This is a genomic window from Streptomyces sp. NPDC055966 (assembly GCF_042269865.1).
GTDB lineage: Bacteria > Actinomycetota > Actinomycetes > Streptomycetales > Streptomycetaceae > Streptomyces.
In genome coordinates this window covers 30,995-46,717 of record NZ_JBHJYK010000011.1, presented here as the reverse complement: position 1 = coordinate 46,717, position 15,723 = coordinate 30,995, and the positions used below count along the sequence as shown (strand labels likewise).

Sequence of the window (15,723 nt, the reverse complement as noted above, 5' to 3'; positions counted from 1 at the left end):
GGTCCGGGTCCTCATGGGCAGCCCAGTCACGGAGACGACGTGCAGCAGCGGCACGTACTGCTGCCACCACAGCCGCTTTGCCGCCGCGAGATCGAAGGCGCCGCCCTCGCGCTTGAGATCGGCCAGCGCACGGGGGACCTTCGCCCACTAGTGCGGGATACAGCCGCGCAGCGTGCCGTACCGCATCTCGGCGAGGATCGAGGACGGCCGGCCGCGGATCACCGCCGCGGTGACGTCCGTCGTGAGCACCGACGTGTCGAAGGCCCCGAGCAGAGGCCGACACCGGTCGTCGGGCGGGGGCGGGCGTAGAGGCTGCACATGACGGGAGCGTAGGCCCCCAGCAGGGCCCTGGCGCATGGGTTTTCCCGGAGGCGGAACCTTGGCAGGACCAGGCTGTCAGCGGGGTGGGCCATCATCGGTGGATGCCGCAGAAGAAGCCCCTCCCGCCGACCTACCGAGAGCGCCTCCTGGAGCAGCTCGATGCGATCGAGCGGGACTACCTCGCTGTGCTGGATACCTCCGAGATCGAGTACGTGAACCCGAACAGGCCGGGGGAGGCCTTCATCCTCGACGCCGCGAACTGGGGCTGAGCACCGAGCGGCTCGGCGCTGGAGTCCCAGCGGATGGACCTGCTGCGTCGCCTGTGGGGCTGGGAGCCGCGGTTCCGGCTGCTGTTCCCGCACCCGACTCCCGAGGCGGCTCGGACCGATCTGCCCGGTGTAGGCGGCGAGGTCAGGATTGTCGAGCAGAGCGTTGGTGTCGACGGCCGGGCGCACCGGCCACGGGTCCATCGGCAGCAGATCGGTCAGGCTCCGCAGTTGCTGCACCGACGCCTGCAGGAGCTCCACCGCCTCTGTCATGTACTGCGGGACGGACCAGTCGGACCACTACATGGCGCACCTGCTGCCGGTCGTGCTGCGCGAGCTGGATGACAAGAAGCGGGCCGGACGGACGGATGTCCAAGTCCGAAGCGCTGCCCGACTGGCTCGACCTGGATGTCCCGGACGACCGGTTCATCGCCTCGACGCTGCTCTTGCAGGCCCGGCACCCCGGCTCCGCGTGGTACGTCGCCACCAGCGACATCAGCCTCCGGACCAAACTGCACGCCGTCCCAGTGCCGTTCATCGAGCCCTGACCGTACGGCCCGAGATCGCCCGGCAGGAGGTGAGGCCTGTGCGGCTCACAGCCCATTTCCGCAGGTAGACGAGGAGCCGTCCCGCGACGGCGAGGCCGGGGCTGGACCCCTGAGGTCAGGCCGTGGCCTCGACCAGCCGCTTCATGCCGGGCTCGTCGGTCACGCAGCCCACCAGGCCGAGCGTCCGGGCCAGCGCCAGATTGCGCTCGCCGTTGACGGTCCGGGCCATCACGTCGATGCCGGCGGCGCCGCACTTCTCCACGATCGCCTGGTTCAGCTGGCGCAGCTCCACGCTGACCAGGGTGGAACCGACCTTCTGGGCGCGGCCGACGAAGGTGTCGCGGTGCGCGCTGGGGCCTGCCACCAGCACGGTGCGGGCCTGCGGCAGCAGGTGGTGGATCTCGATCAGCGCCGCGTCGTGGAACGACAGCACCGAGACCCGGTCCAGCAGGTCGCGGTCCGTGAGCACCCGGGCCAGCGACCGGGCGGCGGCCACGTCCTTGATCTCCGCCTGGATCGGCAGCGTCGGCCCGACGGCGTCCAGCACCTCCTCGAAGGTGGGGATGCGCTCGCCGAGTCCGGCGTCGAGCTTCTTGAGCGTCTGCAACTCCTGGTCGGCGATCGGACCGGAGCCGTCCGTCGTGCGGTCCAGGGTCTCGTCGTGCATGACGACCAGCGCGCCGTCCTTGCTCAGGTGCAGGTCCAGTTCGATGCCGTCCAGGCCCTCGCGCTCGGCCCGCAGGAAGGAGCGCAGGGTGTTCTCCGGCTCGGCGGCCATGACACCGCGGTGGGCGTCCTTGGGTGTGGTGGTCCGGGGCCGCCGCAGGGGCGCCGTACCCCCGCCGCGCAGCGGGCCACCGCCCGGCGCAGCGCCAGGCCTAATGGGCCGTACGGCCGCGCGCTTTCTGAGGCGCGGTCACGCCGACCGCTGCACCGGATGTGGACATCGGGGTCCTCGGTTGCCGACCGATTCAACCGGGTGAACCATGGCATAGGTGCAGTTTTCATCCTTCGAGTAATGAGGATGGGGTTTTCGCCGGGGCTTGCGCGTGCGACCCGTGGAGGACTCATGTACACGACTCGATCCCGTGCCCGTTCCGCCGCCGTTTGCGCCGCTACCCTGTGCGTCATGGGTGCCACGTCGCTCCCGGCTCTCGCTTCCTCGTCGCCCTCACCGTCGGCGGTCTCCGTTCTGGACAGGCAGCTCCTGCCCGCGGCCCACCAGGGAAATCTGTGGGAGATCACGACCAGCCAGCAGGCTCAGAGCGCCGCGACCACCGCCTGCGTCAAGCGGGTGAGCGCCGACTTCATCCGCGACCACCGCGTCCTTGACGCCGGTGTCGTCAAGGACGCGGCAAGGCTCGGCGTGGCACTGCCGTCCGGGCAGTCGGGCGCGCAATTGAGGCAAACCGCTGCCCTCAAGTCCCTCGCCGGCACGCCGGCGTACGATGCCGCGTGGCTCAAGGCCCAGTACCCGGCCCACGTGCAGACCCTTGCGCTCGTCGACAAGGTGATCGCCTCGGGTACCAGCCCGCTCGTTACTGACCTTGGCGTTATAGCGTCTGGGTCTCGTCGGACCTGGTGACAGGGTCTGTCGTGGCTGGTAGCCCGGAAGTATGCGGTATCCGGACGGGGGCGGGCTGACCGCCGAGCAGCGCAAGCGCCGCGAAGAGGTACGCATACGGGCCGCTGGCCTCTTCGAGGAGGGCGTGAAAGTCCCGTGCATCGCCCGGGAGTTACGGGTGAGCGAGAAGTCGGTCTACCAGTGGTGCCGTGCCTGGAAGGCGGGCGGGCGGGAAGCGCTGCGGTCTCAGGGACCCCCGGGCTACGACTGCCGACTCCGCCCCGACCTGCAGGCCAAGCTTGCCGCCTGGCTGGAAGAAGGGCCGGCCGCGCACGGCTGGAGTGACGACCAGGTGTGGACCGCCGCACGGGTACGCACGCTGATCGGGCGGAAGTTCCACCTCTCCTACAGCGTTTCCGGAGTCACCCGGCTGCTGCACCGGATGGGCTTCAGCGTGCAGATGCCCGCCCGGCCCGCCGCCGAACGTGACGAGGACGCGATCACCTCATGGCGGGAGGCGACCTGGCAGGAGGTAAAACCCTCCGGGCGGCGACCGGCGCGTTCGTCTGCTTCGAGGACGAAGCGGGCGTGACCGGCCGTCCGCCCAAGGGCCGCACCTGGGGCCGACGCGGCATCACCCCGAGAGTCAAGGTCTCCGGCCGCAGCCGGGGACGACTGTCGGCGGCCGGGCTGCTGTGCTATCGGCCCGGCCTGCCCGCCCGCCTGTGCTACCGGCTGCGCCGGCACACCGGCCGCAAGGGCGAGCGCCGCTCGCTCGGCGAGAGCGACTACATCCACCTGCTGGATGGCGCCCACCAGCTGCTCAAGGCCCCGCTGATCGTGGTGTGGGACCGGCTGAGCACCCACATCTCCAAGACGATGAAGGCACTCGTGGCCGAGCGGGAATGGCTGACCGTCATCCTGCTGCCCGGGTATGCGCCCGAACTCAACCCGGTCGAGGGCCTGTGGGCGCATATCAAGCGCAGCCTGGCCAACCTTGCCGCCCGCACCCTCAGCGAGCTGGAGACTCTGCTGCGCAGACGGCTCAAGGCGCTGCAGTACCGGCACAGCATCCTCGCCGGGTTCCTCGCCGGAACGGGCCTCGCCCTCGACAGACCGAACTGACCCTAAAACGCCGAAGTCAGTAAGTCCCTGGCCAAGAGCGCGCGCCCGGTGGTCGCACGCCACACCCAGATGGTCAACCACGGCGTGTGTCAGGCGTAGACGGCGTCAACGACAACGCCGACCTGGAACGCACGCTCGTCCCCGACGCCACCCGGCCCCGGATCACCCCGGCTGCTGAGCTGCGGGGCCGCCGGCGGCTGTCGGCGGCCCCCTGCCGGCGGGTCAGCTCAGTCCGCTGACGGTGCCGCCGTAGATTCCGTTGTCGACGGACAGGGCGTAGCCGTCGCCGTTGCTGAGGTACCAGTGGGCGAAGGAGCCGTAGGCGTTTCCGAACCGGAGCACGACCCGGTTCGAGGACCAGGAGACGACAGTGACACCGATGCAGTTCGCGCCGTTGCCGTCGCTGTAACCGGCCTCGAAGTTGTTGTCGTCGATGAAGTAGAGCTGGTTGCCGTAGGCGTTGCCGTTGCCGGTGTACGTCCCGCAGCTCGTGACGTTGTTGTCGGCCCCCGCGGGCGCGGTGGTCCCGAAGCCGGAGCCGCTGACCGTGATCGTCGGTGAGGCCACCCCGGGGCCGTGGGTGCCGCTGAACGTGACCGAGGTGATCGAGGGCTGCGCCGCAGCTGCGGCGGTACCGGCCTCGGCGGGCGCGGCCGTCGCCGCCAGACCCGCAGTGAGTGTCAGCGCCGTTGCGGCCAGCGCGAGTCTGTGTGCCATGCTCATCTGTGCGTTCTCCTTTGGACGGTGGGACAGGGCACGTGACCGGTGCCCGGGCTGAGGGGATGTGTGTCTTCGTGGTCCTGTGCAGGACGTTCCTCACTGTGACGGGGCGGCATTTCAACCGTCTTACAGTTTTTCCGGATTTCAACCGGTCTGCGATCCTCCTGTGGTCGGGTCCGCCGGCCCCGCGGAGGGATCCGCTGACGCTCCGGCCCACAAGGCGGGTGAACCGGTGATCCTCTGCCGAGTCCTCGGCCCGATCGAGGTCGAGATCGACGGTGTGCCGGTGGAACTCGGCGGGCCGCTTCCCCGCAGGCTGCTGGCAGCGCTCGCGGCCGGTGCGGGGGCACCGGTAGCTCTGTCGGCGCTGGCCGAGGTGGTCTGGGACACCGAGCTGACGGCCGAGGTCACGAACGCGATCCGGGTCACGGTCCATCGGCTGCGCAGCGCGCTGGGCCCGGGGGAGCGGGCGTGCCTGGAGTCGACCCGGCAGGGCTATCGGCTCGCGCTGACGCCGGAGGCGACCGACCACGGCCTGTTCGAGCAGCAGGTCGAGCGAGGCATGGCAGAACTGGCCGACGCCGATCCCTCCGGCGCCGTACGGACATTGGAGGCGGCGCTGGCTCTGTGGCGGGGCCGTCCCTGGGCGGAGCTGGGTGAGTCGCTTCACGTCTTGGGACTGCGGGCGCGGATGACGGAGCTGCGGGAGATCGCGGTGGAGGAACTGGAGGCAGCGCGGCTGGCCCGTGGCGACACCGCTCGGGCGGTCGCGGCCCTGAGCCAGTCGGTGATCGAGGCGCCGTACCGCGAAAGGCGTTGGGAACTGCTCGCCCTGGGCCTGTATCGCAGCGGCCGGCAAGGGCACGCGCTGGCGGAGTTACGGCGCGTGCGCGGGCTGCTCGTCGAGGAGCTGGGTGCCGAACCCGGCCCGGCGTTAAGGGCGTTGGAGCGGCGCATGCTCGCGCACGACCCGAGTCTGCTGGCCTTGCCGGCGGCGGCACGGCCGGATGAATCGCCGTCCGCCGAGCCGGATCCGCCGCCTCCAGCGGTTCCCCGGCCTCTGCTCCGGCCCCTCACTCGGCTGATCGGCCGCGTTCGGGAACTGTCCCTGTTGGACACGGCACTCACCGAATCCCGCCTCGTCACGATCATCGGACCAGCGGGCGTCGGCAAGACCCGCCTCGCCGTCGAGCAGGTCGCCGACCGCGCCGACGCCCGGCTCGTGCGGCTGGCCGACATCCGCGGCGCGGAGATGATCGCACCCAGCATCGCCGTGGCCGTGGGCGTGGCGCACACCACCGGCGATCCGCTCGCCGCGGTCGCCCGTGTGCTCGCCGACCGGCACGAGGTGCTGGTGCTGGACAACTGCGAGCACCTTACCGACGCGCTCGCCGATGTCGTACTGCCGCTGCTCGCACAGTGTCCCGGGCTGCGGATCCTGGCGACCGGCCGATGGCCGCTGGGCCTGGACGGTGAGCGGGTGCTCACGCTGGCGCCGCTGCCGGTCGGCGGCGAGGACGGCACGGCGGTGGAGCTGCTGTTCGACCGGGTGCGCGCCCATCGCGCGGGCTGGACCCCCACCGCACACGACACCGACGCGGCCGTCGCCGTCTGCACCGCGCTCGACGGGCTGCCCCTGGCGATCGAACTGGCCGCCGCGAGGGCGCGGTCGTTCGGTCTGGCCGACATCGCCGCGTATGTGCACGAGCGGCTCGACGCCCTCGGCGCCCCGGCGCGCGGCTCGGTGTCGCCGCACGACTCGCTGTCGGCCGCCATTGCCTGGAGTGTCGATCAACTCCCCGATGAGGAGCGCATGTTGCTGGTGCGGCTGTGGCCGTTCGACGGCGGCTTCTCCTGGCAGGCGGCCGCAGCGGTCGGTCCGGCCGACGCCGGCGGCGCGGTGTTCGCGGGTCTGGCGGCGCTGGTCGACCGGTCGGTGCTCACCGCCGATGTGTCCTGCGGGCAGGTGCGCTACCGCCTGCTGGAGACCATCCGCCGGTACTGCCGCGACATCGATCCCGACCGCGACGCCACGCGCGAGGCGCACGCCGAGTGGGTACGGTCCTTCGTCGCCGGCCAGGCCCCGCTGCTGACCGGGCCCCGGTCCGGGCAGGCCACGCACGCGCTGGCGGGCGAACTGGCCAACATCCGGGCCGGTATCGCCCACGACCTGGCACACGCTCCCGTGCAAGCCCTGCGTACGACAGGCGTGTTGCGCTATCTGTGGGTGATGGCCGGACCGGTGCCCGAGGGGAGGCGCCTGCTGCGACGGGCCCTCGACGCGTGTCCCGAGGCTCCACCCGCCGATCGTGCGACCGCGTTGATCGGGCTGTCCGTGACCTCCAGCCATGTCGGTGACACCGACGCCGCGCTCAGCGCCGCCGACACTGCGCTCGATCTGCTCGACGAGGAGGATCCGGCACACGACGAGTTGCTGCTGGAGGCACACCTGCGCCGCTGCAACGCCCTCGCCGACATGGAGGCGGGCGAGCGTATGCGCGCCGCGGCACTGGCGTTCCAGGCGGCCTGCGACCGCCGGGACCCTCCGGGTTCCCTGCGCGCGACGGCGCTGTGGGGCATCGCCCTCGTCCACTTCCAGGACGGGGACACGGCTGCCGTGACCGAGACCCTGAGCAGGGCGCGCGAGATCGCCGCCGGGTGCGGATTCACCCCGGGGGCGGCCATCAGCGATCTCCAACTGGCCTGGTATCTCCTGGCCGACGAGCAGGCAGCCGAGGCGGGGGCGCGCCGAGCGCTGGAGCTGCTGGTGCGCGCGGTGGCCGCTTTCGAACAGCAACCCAACGGCTCCGACGAGTTGGGGGCCCTGTACGCGGGCGTCTTCGCCCTGGCCGTACTCGGGGCCCGCGACACGGCCGCGCGGCTGCACGCGGCGGTCACCGACCACGCCGAACGCGGCGGCACCGATCCGGGCCGGTACATGCGCTTCGCCGGACCGAGCCTGGAGGACCGGGTGAAACGGCTGCTCGCGTCGATCCCTCCCGTGGCGAGCGGCGGCACGATGGCCTGGGCGGAGATGGTGACGCTGTTCACCGGCGCGGCCGGCACCCTGTCCGCACCGTCGTGACCCGCCCTGCCGGAGGGCACTTCAGGTGTAAGCGTGCTGAAATGCCGGCCGGGCACCGTGGGGGACGTGCTGCGCTCCAGGAACAGGACGCAGGAACAGGACGGAGGAGAGCATGACCGATCCCCCGCTCACCGCACGCGACATCGCGGTCCGCTGCGTGCGGATGATGGCCGACGGCAGCCTCGCCGACTTCGAGAAGCTCGTCCACCCCGATGCCGTGAACCGCGAGAGCCGAGCCGAGTCACCGGCGGCTCGCGGCCGGGGACCGCGGGCCTTCCACGCCAGCGCACTGTGGCTGCGTGCCGCCTACTCCGACCTGGGGTGGACGATCGAGGAGGCGGTGGCCGACGGTGACCTCGTGGTCCTGCACACCACCATGTCAGGCCGGCACACGGGCACGTTCGTCACGTACGACGAGAACGCCGCCCCCTCCGGGGCGTTCCCCGCGACCGGGAGGACCTTCGCCGTCACCCAGACGCACTGGTGCCGCATCGCCGACGGCCAGTTGATCGAGCACTGGGCCAATCGAGACGACCTCGGCCAGGCTCTGCAACTGGGCTGGGCACCACCCACGGCCCTCTACGTCCTGCGCATGCGGCGAGCCATGCGCCGGGCCCGGCGCGACCACGCCCGGGTGGGGACACCGTGAAGGCCTGAATGACGGCGCGCTGTAACGGTGCCCCGAGTCCGTCACCGCGTACTGCTGAGGTCGCCCATCACCTCACGGAGAGCAGCTCCTGGGCCGGCCGGGCGGCGTGGGCAGCGGGTGGACGAATTGCGCGGCCACGCACGCGCTCAGCCCGGCAATCGTGAACTGACGCCACAGCCCACGGGAAGCAAAGGGGGAGTACTGCCGGTGACCACCGGCCACCCCGCCCGGCAGGCAGCGCCCCCGGCGCTCGGCCCCGCATCCACGAGGACCAGAACGCCGCCGTCACCGCCTGCACCCGCCGGCGCAACGCCCGCGTCGATGGCCTCGACGATCTCCGCCGGACGAGCTTCGAAGGCCGCCGCGTCGGGACGTTCACCCGCCTGGTCCGGTGGAGGAGTCGAGTCCAGCGCCTGGCCGGGCCCTGCCGCGAACACGGCGGCCCGCTCGGCCGGATACCGCCCTCTCTGCTCCATCACCGGAACAGGAGTGCGCCCATGCGCCTCTACGCTCGGACTCCGGCACGCCGGAGCCGCCAGGTGCTCGCTGACCTGGTCGCCTTGGCCCTCATCGCGGTCGCGGTGGCGTTCGCGATGACGGTGCACGGCGTGATCATGCGGCTGGCCGAGCCGGGTCGCAAGGCGCGGACGGCTCGCCACTCGAAGATCACCACCGGACGCTCATCCCAAGGAGTTGATCGGTTGCCCGACACTCTCTCAGGTGAGGAACTCGTCGATGGTTGCCGCGATCTCCTCGGCGTGCGTCTCAAGGGCGAAGTGGCCGGTGTCCAGGAGGCGGATGACGGCGTCGGGGAGGTCGCGCTTGAACGCCTCTGCGCCGGCGGGCAGGAAGAACGGGTCGTTCCGGCCCCACGTGGCCAGGAACGGCGGCTGGTGCTTCCGGAAGTACTCCTGGAAGGCCGGGTAGAGCGCGACGTTGGTGTGGTAGTCGCCGAAGAGATCCAGTTGAATCTCGTCGGCGCCGGGTCGCGCCAGGTAAGCGTCGTCAAGTGTCATGCCGTCCGGCGAGACCGCAGTCGGATCGGCCGTACCGTGCGTGTACTGCCAGCGGGTTGTGTCGGGCGACAGCAAGCCGCGCAGCGCGTCGCGGTTGGCCGGCGACCGGTCCTGCCAGTAGGCACGGATCGGGTTCCAGCCCTCGCTCAGACCTTCCTCGTAGGCGTTGCCGTTCTGCGAGATGATCGCGGTGATCCGCTCCGGGTGCTTGGCCGCGATCCGGAAGCCGGTCGGCGCGCCGTAGTCGAAGACGTAGATTGCGAAACGGTCCAGGCCGATCACCTCGGTGAAGCGGTCGATGACGCCCGCGATGTGCTCGAAGGTGTAGTCGAAGTCGATGCGCGGCGGCATGTCGGACTGGCCGAAACCGGGCAGGTCTGGGGCCACGAGGTGGAACCGTCCGGCCAGGTGGGGAATGAGGTCGCGAAACATGTGGCTCGCGCTCGGGAAGCCGTGCAGCAGAAGCAGTGTCGGAGCGTCGGTGGGCCCGGCCTCGCGGTAGAAGATGTTCAGGCCGTCGACGTTCGCCGAGCGATAGGCGATGGAGGTCATGATGTTTCTCCCTTGACTGTGTAACTGGTGAAATGCCTCTAGTCAGGTTACTTTCCCGACTTGGTCACGAGGGCTCCCCGGTCGTCGATGCGCTGCGGGCGGCGTCCAGGATGATGTCCGCGACGACGTCGGGGGCGGTGACCATCGGCGCATGGTCGACCGGCTTCGACACCTGGCGGGCCGACATGCGCTCGGCCATGAACCGCTGGGTCTCGGGGGCGATCATGCGGTCCTCCTCGGCCACGAGGAACCAGCTCGGCCGGTCCTTCCATAGCGGTCGCTGCACCTCCGTAGTGATGTTGGACAGGGCGATCGGCCGCTGGGCGGCTGCGAGAAGTGCCTGCTCCTCGGCCGTGGCGCGCTGGGCGAACGCGGCTGCGAACGCCTCCCGCGGGAGCCAGATCAGGCCCTCGGGGTCGGGGTCGAGCGCGGGGGCCTTCGGATGCGGTTCGGCGCGGCCGAAGACCGCGGCGACCGTCTCGCCCTCATCCGGTGCGAGCGCGGCAACGTACACGAGGGCTTGCACCTTCGGATTGCGTGTCTCGGCGATCACTGCGCCGGCATAGGCGTGGCCGACCAGCACGACCTGGCCCTCGACCCGATCGAGCGTCCGCTCCAGCGCAGCCACGTCCTCCGCCAGTGATGTCAGCGGCAGCTGCGCCGCGACCACGTTCGCACCCGCATCCTGCAGGGGTCCGATCACCTTGCTCCAGCTCGAACCGTCCGCCCATGCGCCGTGTACGAGCGCTACGGACACGCCGTTCAGGGACATTTCCCACTCCTCTGGATCCGGCCGCCTCGAAGTCCGACACCTAACCTCCTTGCGACAATTTGAAGGTTAGATAGTCGGTTCGTAACTTGTCAAGATCGGACAGGGTGGTTACTCTCGATTCGAGGCTGACATCGACCCATGGAGCGTGTTCCGTGTCGGACCACCGGCCGCCGGCCATCTTCATCGCCGACGCCCTCGGCCTGGACTTTCTGAACTCGGTCGCCACCCCGGCAGGTACCCAGGTCGACTGGATCGCCGACGGCGAGGGTCTGATGGCATGGCTGGACCAGGCTGAATTGGTGCCGGCCGAGGTGCTCGAGAAGCTGCGAGCGGAGGCCATGCCGGGGGAGATGGACCATGTCGCCGCCCAGGCGAGAACCCTTCGTGAATGGTTCCGGGGGTTCGTCGATGTGCGGAAGGGGCGGTCCGTCCGGTCCGAGGACGCCCGCGATCTGGAGCCGCTGAATCAACTGCTCGCACGCGATGAACAGTTCGTGCGGGTCGTGGCCGGCGGGCCCGCAGGCCACGACGGTCTGGAACTTCGCACGGAGCGCCGATGGCGGACGCCGGATTCGCTGCTGCTGCCGATCGGGCAGGCACTGGCGACGGTCGCCAGCCAGGAGGACTTCACGAACGTCAAGGCGTGCCAGGGATCGACCTGCACACTGGTGTTCGCCGACCATACGCGCAGCCGCGCTCGCCGCTGGTGCAGCATGGCGACCTGCGGCAACCGCGCGAAGCAAGAGGCCCACCGAAACCGCGCCAAGGCACCACGCTGAGGTCGGCGACTCCGGCCGGGGCGCCGCAGATTCTGTGACCGCCTGAGGGCCTGGCTCCGCCGGGGACGGGGGCAGGTGTCTCGTGAGCGGATCCGGATGGAGGCCGCCGAGCAATTCGCCGCAGGTGCCTCCACGCGGCATCGCCTCTGTCATCGCTGTTCGCCTGGCGCGCGGCCTGGCGATCCGCCGACCATGGCGGTGAGCTCCGCGGCCACTGCGGCAACGTCGGGTGCCGTCCCTACTCCGAGTCAGATCGCAGAATCCCGTTGATCACCTGCCGGTGGTCGCATCAACGCCCGCTGCGACCACCGGACTTCGGCAGACATGGCTCAAGCCCGCATCCACTCGTCTTCGGTCAGGTCTCCCTGCCCCACGACCAGAGCAACGATCTGATCGCCAGACAGTCACAAGATCCGCCGGACAGCAGACCCTGGAGCCCCTGATGCGGTCGATGAGGTGCAGGGGGCTCGCAGGCGTGTCAGGCGCCCGAGCAGTCCGCCCCGCTCTCGCCGCGGTCAGCCGGTGGGGGTGATGCCGTCGTGGGCGACGCGGAGTTCCTCGGGCCCGCGCAGCAGCATGTTCGGCCGGTATGGCGGCGGGTCGGCGACCGGGCGCGGGATACTCAGCCGCGTCGCGATCGCGGTCAGCGCGGCCTGCCCCTCCATCCGGGCCAGCGCGGCACCGAGGCAGTAGTGCACGCCGCCGCCGAAGGCGAGGTGCGCGTTGCCGGTCCGCTCCGGCCAGAACCGGTCCGGGGCGGCGAAGCGGCGCGGATCGCGGTTGCCCGCAGCGAGCATCAGGGTGACGCGGTCGCCGGCCGGAACGACCTGGCCCGCGACGCGGATGTCGGCGGTGGTGTGCCGGCCGTTCATCTGCACCGGAGGGTCGAAGCGCAGTACCTCCTCCACGACGGCCGGTGCCAGGCCGGGGTCGGCGCGCAGCCGGGCGAGCACGTCCGGGTTGCGCAGCAGGGCGAGGGTTCCGTTGGCAATCAGGTTCACGGTGGTCTCGTGGCCCGCGATGAGCAGCAGGCCCAGCGTGGCGGCGAGTTCGACGTCGACCATCCGGGTCGCCGGGTCGCCGTCGGTGAGCAGGCCGGAGATCAGGTCCGTAGCCGGGGCGGCGCGACGCTCCTCGATCATGGGCAGCAGGTACGCCAGCCAGTCCGCCCGGGTCACCTCCAGTTCCGCGATCTCCTGCTTGCTCAGGGTCTCGACCGGGTCGAGCGCGCGGGTGAGGCGACCCGCGAAGGAGTGGAACACCGGTTCCTCCTCCGGCGGCACGCCGAGCAGCGCACAGATCACGGCAACCGGCAGCGGATAGGCCAGCGACGCGACCACGTCGATCTCACCCGGGCCGGAGCCGCCGTGCTGGTCGAGCAAGCCCGCGACCATGGCCTCGATGCGCGGGCGCATGCCCAGGATGCGCGGCGTGAACTGATGCACCGTCTGTGCGCGCAGCGCGTCGTGGTGCGGCGGGTCCAGGAGCAGGAACGGCCCGCGGAACGGCCTGCCGTCCGAGCCGAGCGGGCCGGACGGGCCGTCGGCGGGGGCCGCGTCCTGGGCGCTGAGCCGGGGGTCGCGCAGCAGCGCGCTGATCTCGCAGTGGCCGGAGACGAGCCAGGTGTGCGCGTCGAGTTGCCAGATCGGCTCCCTGGTGAGTTCGGCGAAGTACGGGTAGGGATCGTGCCGGTTGGCGTGGTCGAGAAGCCGGCCGAACAGGGCGGCGGCGGGGTAGGGGCGGGCGCTGGTCACGGTCGTCCTCCGTGTCCTAGGGCTGCGATGTCGGAGAGGGAACGGGACAGTGCCGGGCCGAGGAAGCCCGCGCCGAGCACGGAGCTCCCCCCGGGTGAGTCGGTGGCGTTGATCACGGGCGGGAACGCCGCCCGCTCGGTGACGAGGGCGGCGTAACCGTCCATGACACGCGGCGAGTCGACCGCGACCGCACCGACGGTGATCCCGTCGCGGCCGTACGCGGCGACGAACGGACCGGACGTGAAGGAGCCCTGGGTGAGCGCGACCTCGTCGGCGAGCTGCGGAAGTCCGACGGACTTGATGTTCATACCGAACTGGTCGGACCAGAAGGCGGGCAGCGCCGCGGTGTGCCGCAGGTCCGACGGCGAGCGGGTGAGATTGTGCGCGACGACCTCCGCCTGGTCCACGGCGTTGGCCCAGTGCTCCAGCGACTGCGGTCCGGAGTCGAAGAGCGGATGCCGCGACCGCGCCACATCACCCGCGACGTACACCCCCGGTACGACGGCGCCACCCGTGTCGACGGCGCGGCAGGCCGTGTCGCAGTCGACGCCGCCCGTGTCGGCGCCGAGCCCGCTGCCGGTGAGCCATTCGGTGTTGCGGACCGATCCGGTGGCGACCACGGCGACTTCGGCCTCGACGTCATCCCCGTTGGACAGCCGGGCCCGCCGCAGCCGGCCGTCGGTACCGCCCTCCAGCGCGCTGACGGTGGTGCCGAGGCGCAGATCCACCCGGTGCGCCCGCTGCCGCGCCCCGATGACCGCCCCGACGGTCCCGCCGAGCGCGCCCGCCAGCGGCGCGGTGCCGCGGTGGGTAACGGTGACCGGGATGCCGAGGTCCCGGCAGTTCGACGCCACCTCCGAGCCGGTGAAGCCGCCGCCGATGACGAGCACCCGGAACGGCCCGGCGGTGAGGTCGGCGCGCAACCGGTCGGCGTCGTCGCGGCCCCGCAGCACATGCACCCCGCCGAGCGCCGCTTCGTCGGCGACCGGCCAGGGCCGGGCCCGGCATCCGGTGGCGATGACGAGCGCGTCGAAGCGGACGGCGCGGCCGTCGGCAAGGTGCACGCAGTGGTCGGGCAGGTTGAGCCCGGTCGCGGCCACGCCGGGCAGCCAGCGGGCGTTCAGGTCCCGGCTCCGCGGCAGCTGCACCCGGTCGGTGCCGATCCACCCGGACAGCACCGCCTTGGACAGCGGCGGGCGGTCGTAGGGTTCGTGCGGCTCGTCGCCGATCAGCACGAGCTCGCCGGTGAACCCGTTCGCCCGCAGCGACTCCGCAGTGCGCAGGCCTGCCAGCGACGCGCCGACGATGACAATCCGCCGGAGGCTCCCTCGGTTCGGGCCGGTCATTCCTACACCTCCCCGGCGCCGGCCGCCCGACCCAGGGTGATCGCCTGCATCGGGCAGGCCAGTGCGGCCCGCTCCACGGCCCGGTCGGACTCCGCGTCCGGCACGTGGTCGTACTCCAGCGACTCCGTGCCCCGGAACCGGAACACCTTCGGCGCCGCGTACACGCACTGCCCATAGCTCTGGCAGCGGTTCAGGTCGACAACGACCCGCATGACAAGCCCCCTTTCCGGTGGCGATGACTGTCGGATCCGTCAGGAGCCGGCCGCGGCGCGCTGCGGCCCAGCCTTCCCGGGCTCGGCCTGCTCCTTCTTCATCGACCAGACGGTCCACAGCGTCAGCCCGCCCATGAAGGTGACCATGAGCAGCTGCGAGACGTTGGATGCGACTCGGATCGGCAGCAGGTAGACGGCTGCGATGCGCAGCGAGGCGTCGATCAGCAGCGTGGTGCCCCAGACCAGGGTGACGCGGCGCCAGCGGGCCCGCATGGCACTCGTATTCGCGGTGGAATGGAACTGTGCCGCCTGCTCCGAGCCGGCCTCGCCGGCGAATCGCAGGGCGGCGTAATAGGCGAGAGGACGCCTGACAAGGCAGCTGCCGACGAGCACCAGGCCGGCTGTGGCGGACTGCGCCGAGTCCTTGGCGAGGACGAACCGGGCGTCACCCGTGGTGAAACTCAGCAGCAGACTCGCGCCGAACAGGAAGACCAGAACAGTGCGAACGGGTCGATGCGGCGCTGCCGGATCGCCACCCAGAGCACGCGTAAGCCGGCGACGGCGGTGCCTGCCAGCAGCGCAATGTAGGTGTTCGCACCGAGCAGTTCGGCGGCGAAGTAGGCGATGGCCGAAAGGCCGACATCGTAGAAGAGCGTGGTGACCATCGCACGCACCACGGAGCCGGATCGCCGTGTGGTGGTGCCGGTTTCGGTGCGGGCAGCCGGACCGGACGGGTTCGAGGGCATGGCAACTCCCAGTCATGAATGGGCAGGTGGAGGGTTGACGTTCTTTTCCGGGCCGGGAACGAAGGAAGCGACAGCCGGCGGAATTTCCCGTTTCGAACGAGGCCGACGCTATGTCAGTCCGCGGTGCCGGACATGCGGCGTCCGCCGTAGATCCGGGTGGAGCCGTTTCTCCACCCGGATCTACACCACTCGCCGCAGGACGTCCGTGCCGGGAGGCCCTAGCTTCTCCGCCAGAGCACTTCCAACGCGCGGATCAGCGGAGGCGATT

General features: G+C 70.8%; 18 protein-coding genes. 9 read left to right on the top strand and 9 right to left on the bottom strand.

The annotated features are described in order from the left end of the window. The first annotated feature begins 422 nt into the window (after positions 1-422). Both ACFC8N_RS23580 and ACFC8N_RS23575 read left to right on the top strand, forming a co-directional pair. Entirely contained in the window at positions 423-590 is a 168-nt protein-coding gene (locus ACFC8N_RS23580; protein WP_376289512.1) for a hypothetical protein, read from the top strand. Positions 591-955: 365 nt separating this feature from the next. Continuing rightward, positions 956-1,135, top strand: coding sequence for a hypothetical protein (locus ACFC8N_RS23575; protein WP_376289510.1), 180 nt, complete (start codon positions 956-958; stop codon positions 1,133-1,135). Between the two features lie 115 nt (positions 1,136-1,250). Here ACFC8N_RS23575 and ACFC8N_RS23570 read toward each other — a convergent pair whose 3' ends face one another. Beyond that, positions 1,251-1,913 (bottom strand): glycerophosphodiester phosphodiesterase, encoded by a 663-nt coding sequence (locus ACFC8N_RS23570; RefSeq protein ID WP_376289508.1) that lies wholly within the window; start codon positions 1,911-1,913, stop codon positions 1,251-1,253. 351 nt (positions 1,914-2,264) lie between these two features. On the opposite strand from ACFC8N_RS23570, the gene ACFC8N_RS23565 reads away from it, so the two are divergent. The 4 genes from ACFC8N_RS23565 to ACFC8N_RS23550 all read left to right on the top strand — a co-directional run bounded on the left by ACFC8N_RS23565 (position 2,265) and on the right by ACFC8N_RS23550 (position 4,063). Beyond that, complete coding sequence (locus ACFC8N_RS23565; RefSeq protein ID WP_376289506.1) at positions 2,265-2,720, top strand: DUF4142 domain-containing protein; 456 nt, start codon at positions 2,265-2,267, stop codon at positions 2,718-2,720. A gap of 31 nt (positions 2,721-2,751) precedes the next feature. Then, positions 2,752-3,291, top strand: coding sequence for a winged helix-turn-helix domain-containing protein (locus ACFC8N_RS23560; RefSeq protein WP_376289504.1), 540 nt, complete (start codon positions 2,752-2,754; stop codon positions 3,289-3,291). Further along, positions 3,288-3,824, top strand: coding sequence for a transposase (locus ACFC8N_RS23555; protein WP_362823332.1), 537 nt, complete (start codon positions 3,288-3,290; stop codon positions 3,822-3,824). Before ACFC8N_RS23560 ends, ACFC8N_RS23555 begins: the two co-directional genes overlap by 4 nt. A gap of 86 nt (positions 3,825-3,910) precedes the next feature. After that, positions 3,911-4,063 (top strand): hypothetical protein, encoded by a 153-nt coding sequence (locus tag ACFC8N_RS23550; protein WP_376289502.1) that lies wholly within the window; start codon positions 3,911-3,913, stop codon positions 4,061-4,063. Here the strand turns inward: ACFC8N_RS23550 and ACFC8N_RS23545 are convergent. Next, on the bottom strand, positions 4,047-4,547 hold the full coding sequence (locus ACFC8N_RS23545) for a hypothetical protein (RefSeq protein ID WP_376289500.1): 501 nt from the start codon (positions 4,545-4,547) through the stop codon (positions 4,047-4,049). The genes ACFC8N_RS23550 and ACFC8N_RS23545 overlap by 17 nt on opposite strands. A 229-nt stretch (positions 4,548-4,776) precedes the next feature. On the opposite strand from ACFC8N_RS23545, the gene ACFC8N_RS23540 reads away from it, so the two are divergent. Together ACFC8N_RS23540 and ACFC8N_RS23535 are read left to right on the top strand one after the other, a co-directional pair. Continuing rightward, positions 4,777-7,629, top strand: a complete 2,853-nt coding sequence (locus ACFC8N_RS23540) for a BTAD domain-containing putative transcriptional regulator (RefSeq protein WP_376289498.1) — start codon at positions 4,777-4,779, stop codon at positions 7,627-7,629. A gap of 112 nt (positions 7,630-7,741) precedes the next feature. Beyond that, on the top strand, positions 7,742-8,278 hold the full coding sequence (locus ACFC8N_RS23535) for an ester cyclase (RefSeq protein ID WP_376289496.1): 537 nt from the start codon (positions 7,742-7,744) through the stop codon (positions 8,276-8,278). 716 nt (positions 8,279-8,994) lie between these two features. Here ACFC8N_RS23535 and ACFC8N_RS23530 read toward each other — a convergent pair. Further along, on the bottom strand, positions 8,995-9,846 hold the full coding sequence (locus ACFC8N_RS23530; RefSeq protein ID WP_376289494.1) for an alpha/beta fold hydrolase: 852 nt from the start codon (positions 9,844-9,846) through the stop codon (positions 8,995-8,997). Positions 9,847-9,910: 64 nt separating this feature from the next. Then, positions 9,911-10,618 carry an alpha/beta fold hydrolase gene (locus ACFC8N_RS23525; RefSeq protein ID WP_376289492.1) on the bottom strand — a complete coding sequence of 236 codons (708 nt, stop codon included), beginning with the start codon at positions 10,616-10,618 and terminating at the stop codon, positions 9,911-9,913. Between the two features lie 152 nt (positions 10,619-10,770). Here ACFC8N_RS23525 and ACFC8N_RS23520 point away from each other — a divergent pair, with 152 nt between their 5' ends. Beyond that, on the top strand, positions 10,771-11,397 hold the full coding sequence (locus tag ACFC8N_RS23520) for a CGNR zinc finger domain-containing protein (protein ID WP_376289490.1): 627 nt from the start codon (positions 10,771-10,773) through the stop codon (positions 11,395-11,397). Between the two features lie 515 nt (positions 11,398-11,912). Here ACFC8N_RS23520 and ACFC8N_RS23515 read toward each other — a convergent pair. Genes ACFC8N_RS23515 through ACFC8N_RS23495 form a run of 5 tightly spaced genes read right to left on the bottom strand, consistent with a single transcriptional unit; the run spans position 11,913 to position 15,455 of the window. Further along, positions 11,913-13,151: a cytochrome P450 gene (locus ACFC8N_RS23515; RefSeq protein ID WP_376289488.1), complete on the bottom strand. Its 1,239-nt coding sequence runs from the start codon at positions 13,149-13,151 to the stop codon at positions 11,913-11,915. Then, positions 13,148-14,497, bottom strand: a complete 1,350-nt coding sequence (locus ACFC8N_RS23510; protein WP_376289487.1) for an NAD(P)/FAD-dependent oxidoreductase — start codon at positions 14,495-14,497, stop codon at positions 13,148-13,150. Before ACFC8N_RS23510 ends, ACFC8N_RS23515 begins: the two co-directional genes overlap by 4 nt. Positions 14,498-14,499: 2 nt before the next feature. Then, a complete protein-coding gene (locus ACFC8N_RS23505) occupies positions 14,500-14,709 on the bottom strand; it encodes a ferredoxin (protein WP_376289485.1) in 210 nt (69 codons plus the stop codon). A 39-nt stretch (positions 14,710-14,748) separates the two neighbouring features. Beyond that, on the bottom strand, positions 14,749-15,174 hold the full coding sequence (locus tag ACFC8N_RS23500) for a VC0807 family protein (RefSeq protein WP_376289818.1): 426 nt from the start codon (positions 15,172-15,174) through the stop codon (positions 14,749-14,751). Next, positions 15,171-15,455 carry a hypothetical protein gene (locus tag ACFC8N_RS23495; RefSeq protein WP_376289850.1) on the bottom strand — a complete coding sequence of 95 codons (285 nt, stop codon included), beginning with the start codon at positions 15,453-15,455 and terminating at the stop codon, positions 15,171-15,173. Before ACFC8N_RS23495 ends, ACFC8N_RS23500 begins: the two co-directional genes overlap by 4 nt. Positions 15,456-15,723 lie beyond the last annotated feature (268 nt).

Coding starts and splice junctions, on each gene's coding strand:
- ACFC8N_RS23580 (WP_376289512.1), top strand. CDS start 423: ATGCCGCAGAAGAAGCCCCTCCCGCCGACCTACCGAGAGCGCCTCCTG.
- ACFC8N_RS23575 (WP_376289510.1), top strand. CDS start 956: ATGTCCAAGTCCGAAGCGCTGCCCGACTGGCTCGACCTGGATGTCCCG.
- ACFC8N_RS23570 (WP_376289508.1), bottom strand. CDS start 1,913: ATGGCCGCCGAGCCGGAGAACACCCTGCGCTCCTTCCTGCGGGCCGAG.
- ACFC8N_RS23565 (WP_376289506.1), top strand. CDS start 2,265: ATGGGTGCCACGTCGCTCCCGGCTCTCGCTTCCTCGTCGCCCTCACCG.
- ACFC8N_RS23560 (WP_376289504.1), top strand. CDS start 2,752: ATGCGGTATCCGGACGGGGGCGGGCTGACCGCCGAGCAGCGCAAGCGC.
- ACFC8N_RS23545 (WP_376289500.1), bottom strand. CDS start 4,547: ATGAGCATGGCACACAGACTCGCGCTGGCCGCAACGGCGCTGACACTC.
- ACFC8N_RS23535 (WP_376289496.1), top strand. CDS start 7,742: ATGACCGATCCCCCGCTCACCGCACGCGACATCGCGGTCCGCTGCGTG.
- ACFC8N_RS23530 (WP_376289494.1), bottom strand. CDS start 9,846: ATGACCTCCATCGCCTATCGCTCGGCGAACGTCGACGGCCTGAACATC.
- ACFC8N_RS23525 (WP_376289492.1), bottom strand. CDS start 10,618: ATGTCCCTGAACGGCGTGTCCGTAGCGCTCGTACACGGCGCATGGGCG.
- ACFC8N_RS23510 (WP_376289487.1), bottom strand. CDS start 14,497: ATGACCGGCCCGAACCGAGGGAGCCTCCGGCGGATTGTCATCGTCGGC.
- ACFC8N_RS23505 (WP_376289485.1), bottom strand. CDS start 14,709: ATGCGGGTCGTTGTCGACCTGAACCGCTGCCAGAGCTATGGGCAGTGC.
- ACFC8N_RS23495 (WP_376289850.1), bottom strand. CDS start 15,455: ATGCCCTCGAACCCGTCCGGTCCGGCTGCCCGCACCGAAACCGGCACC.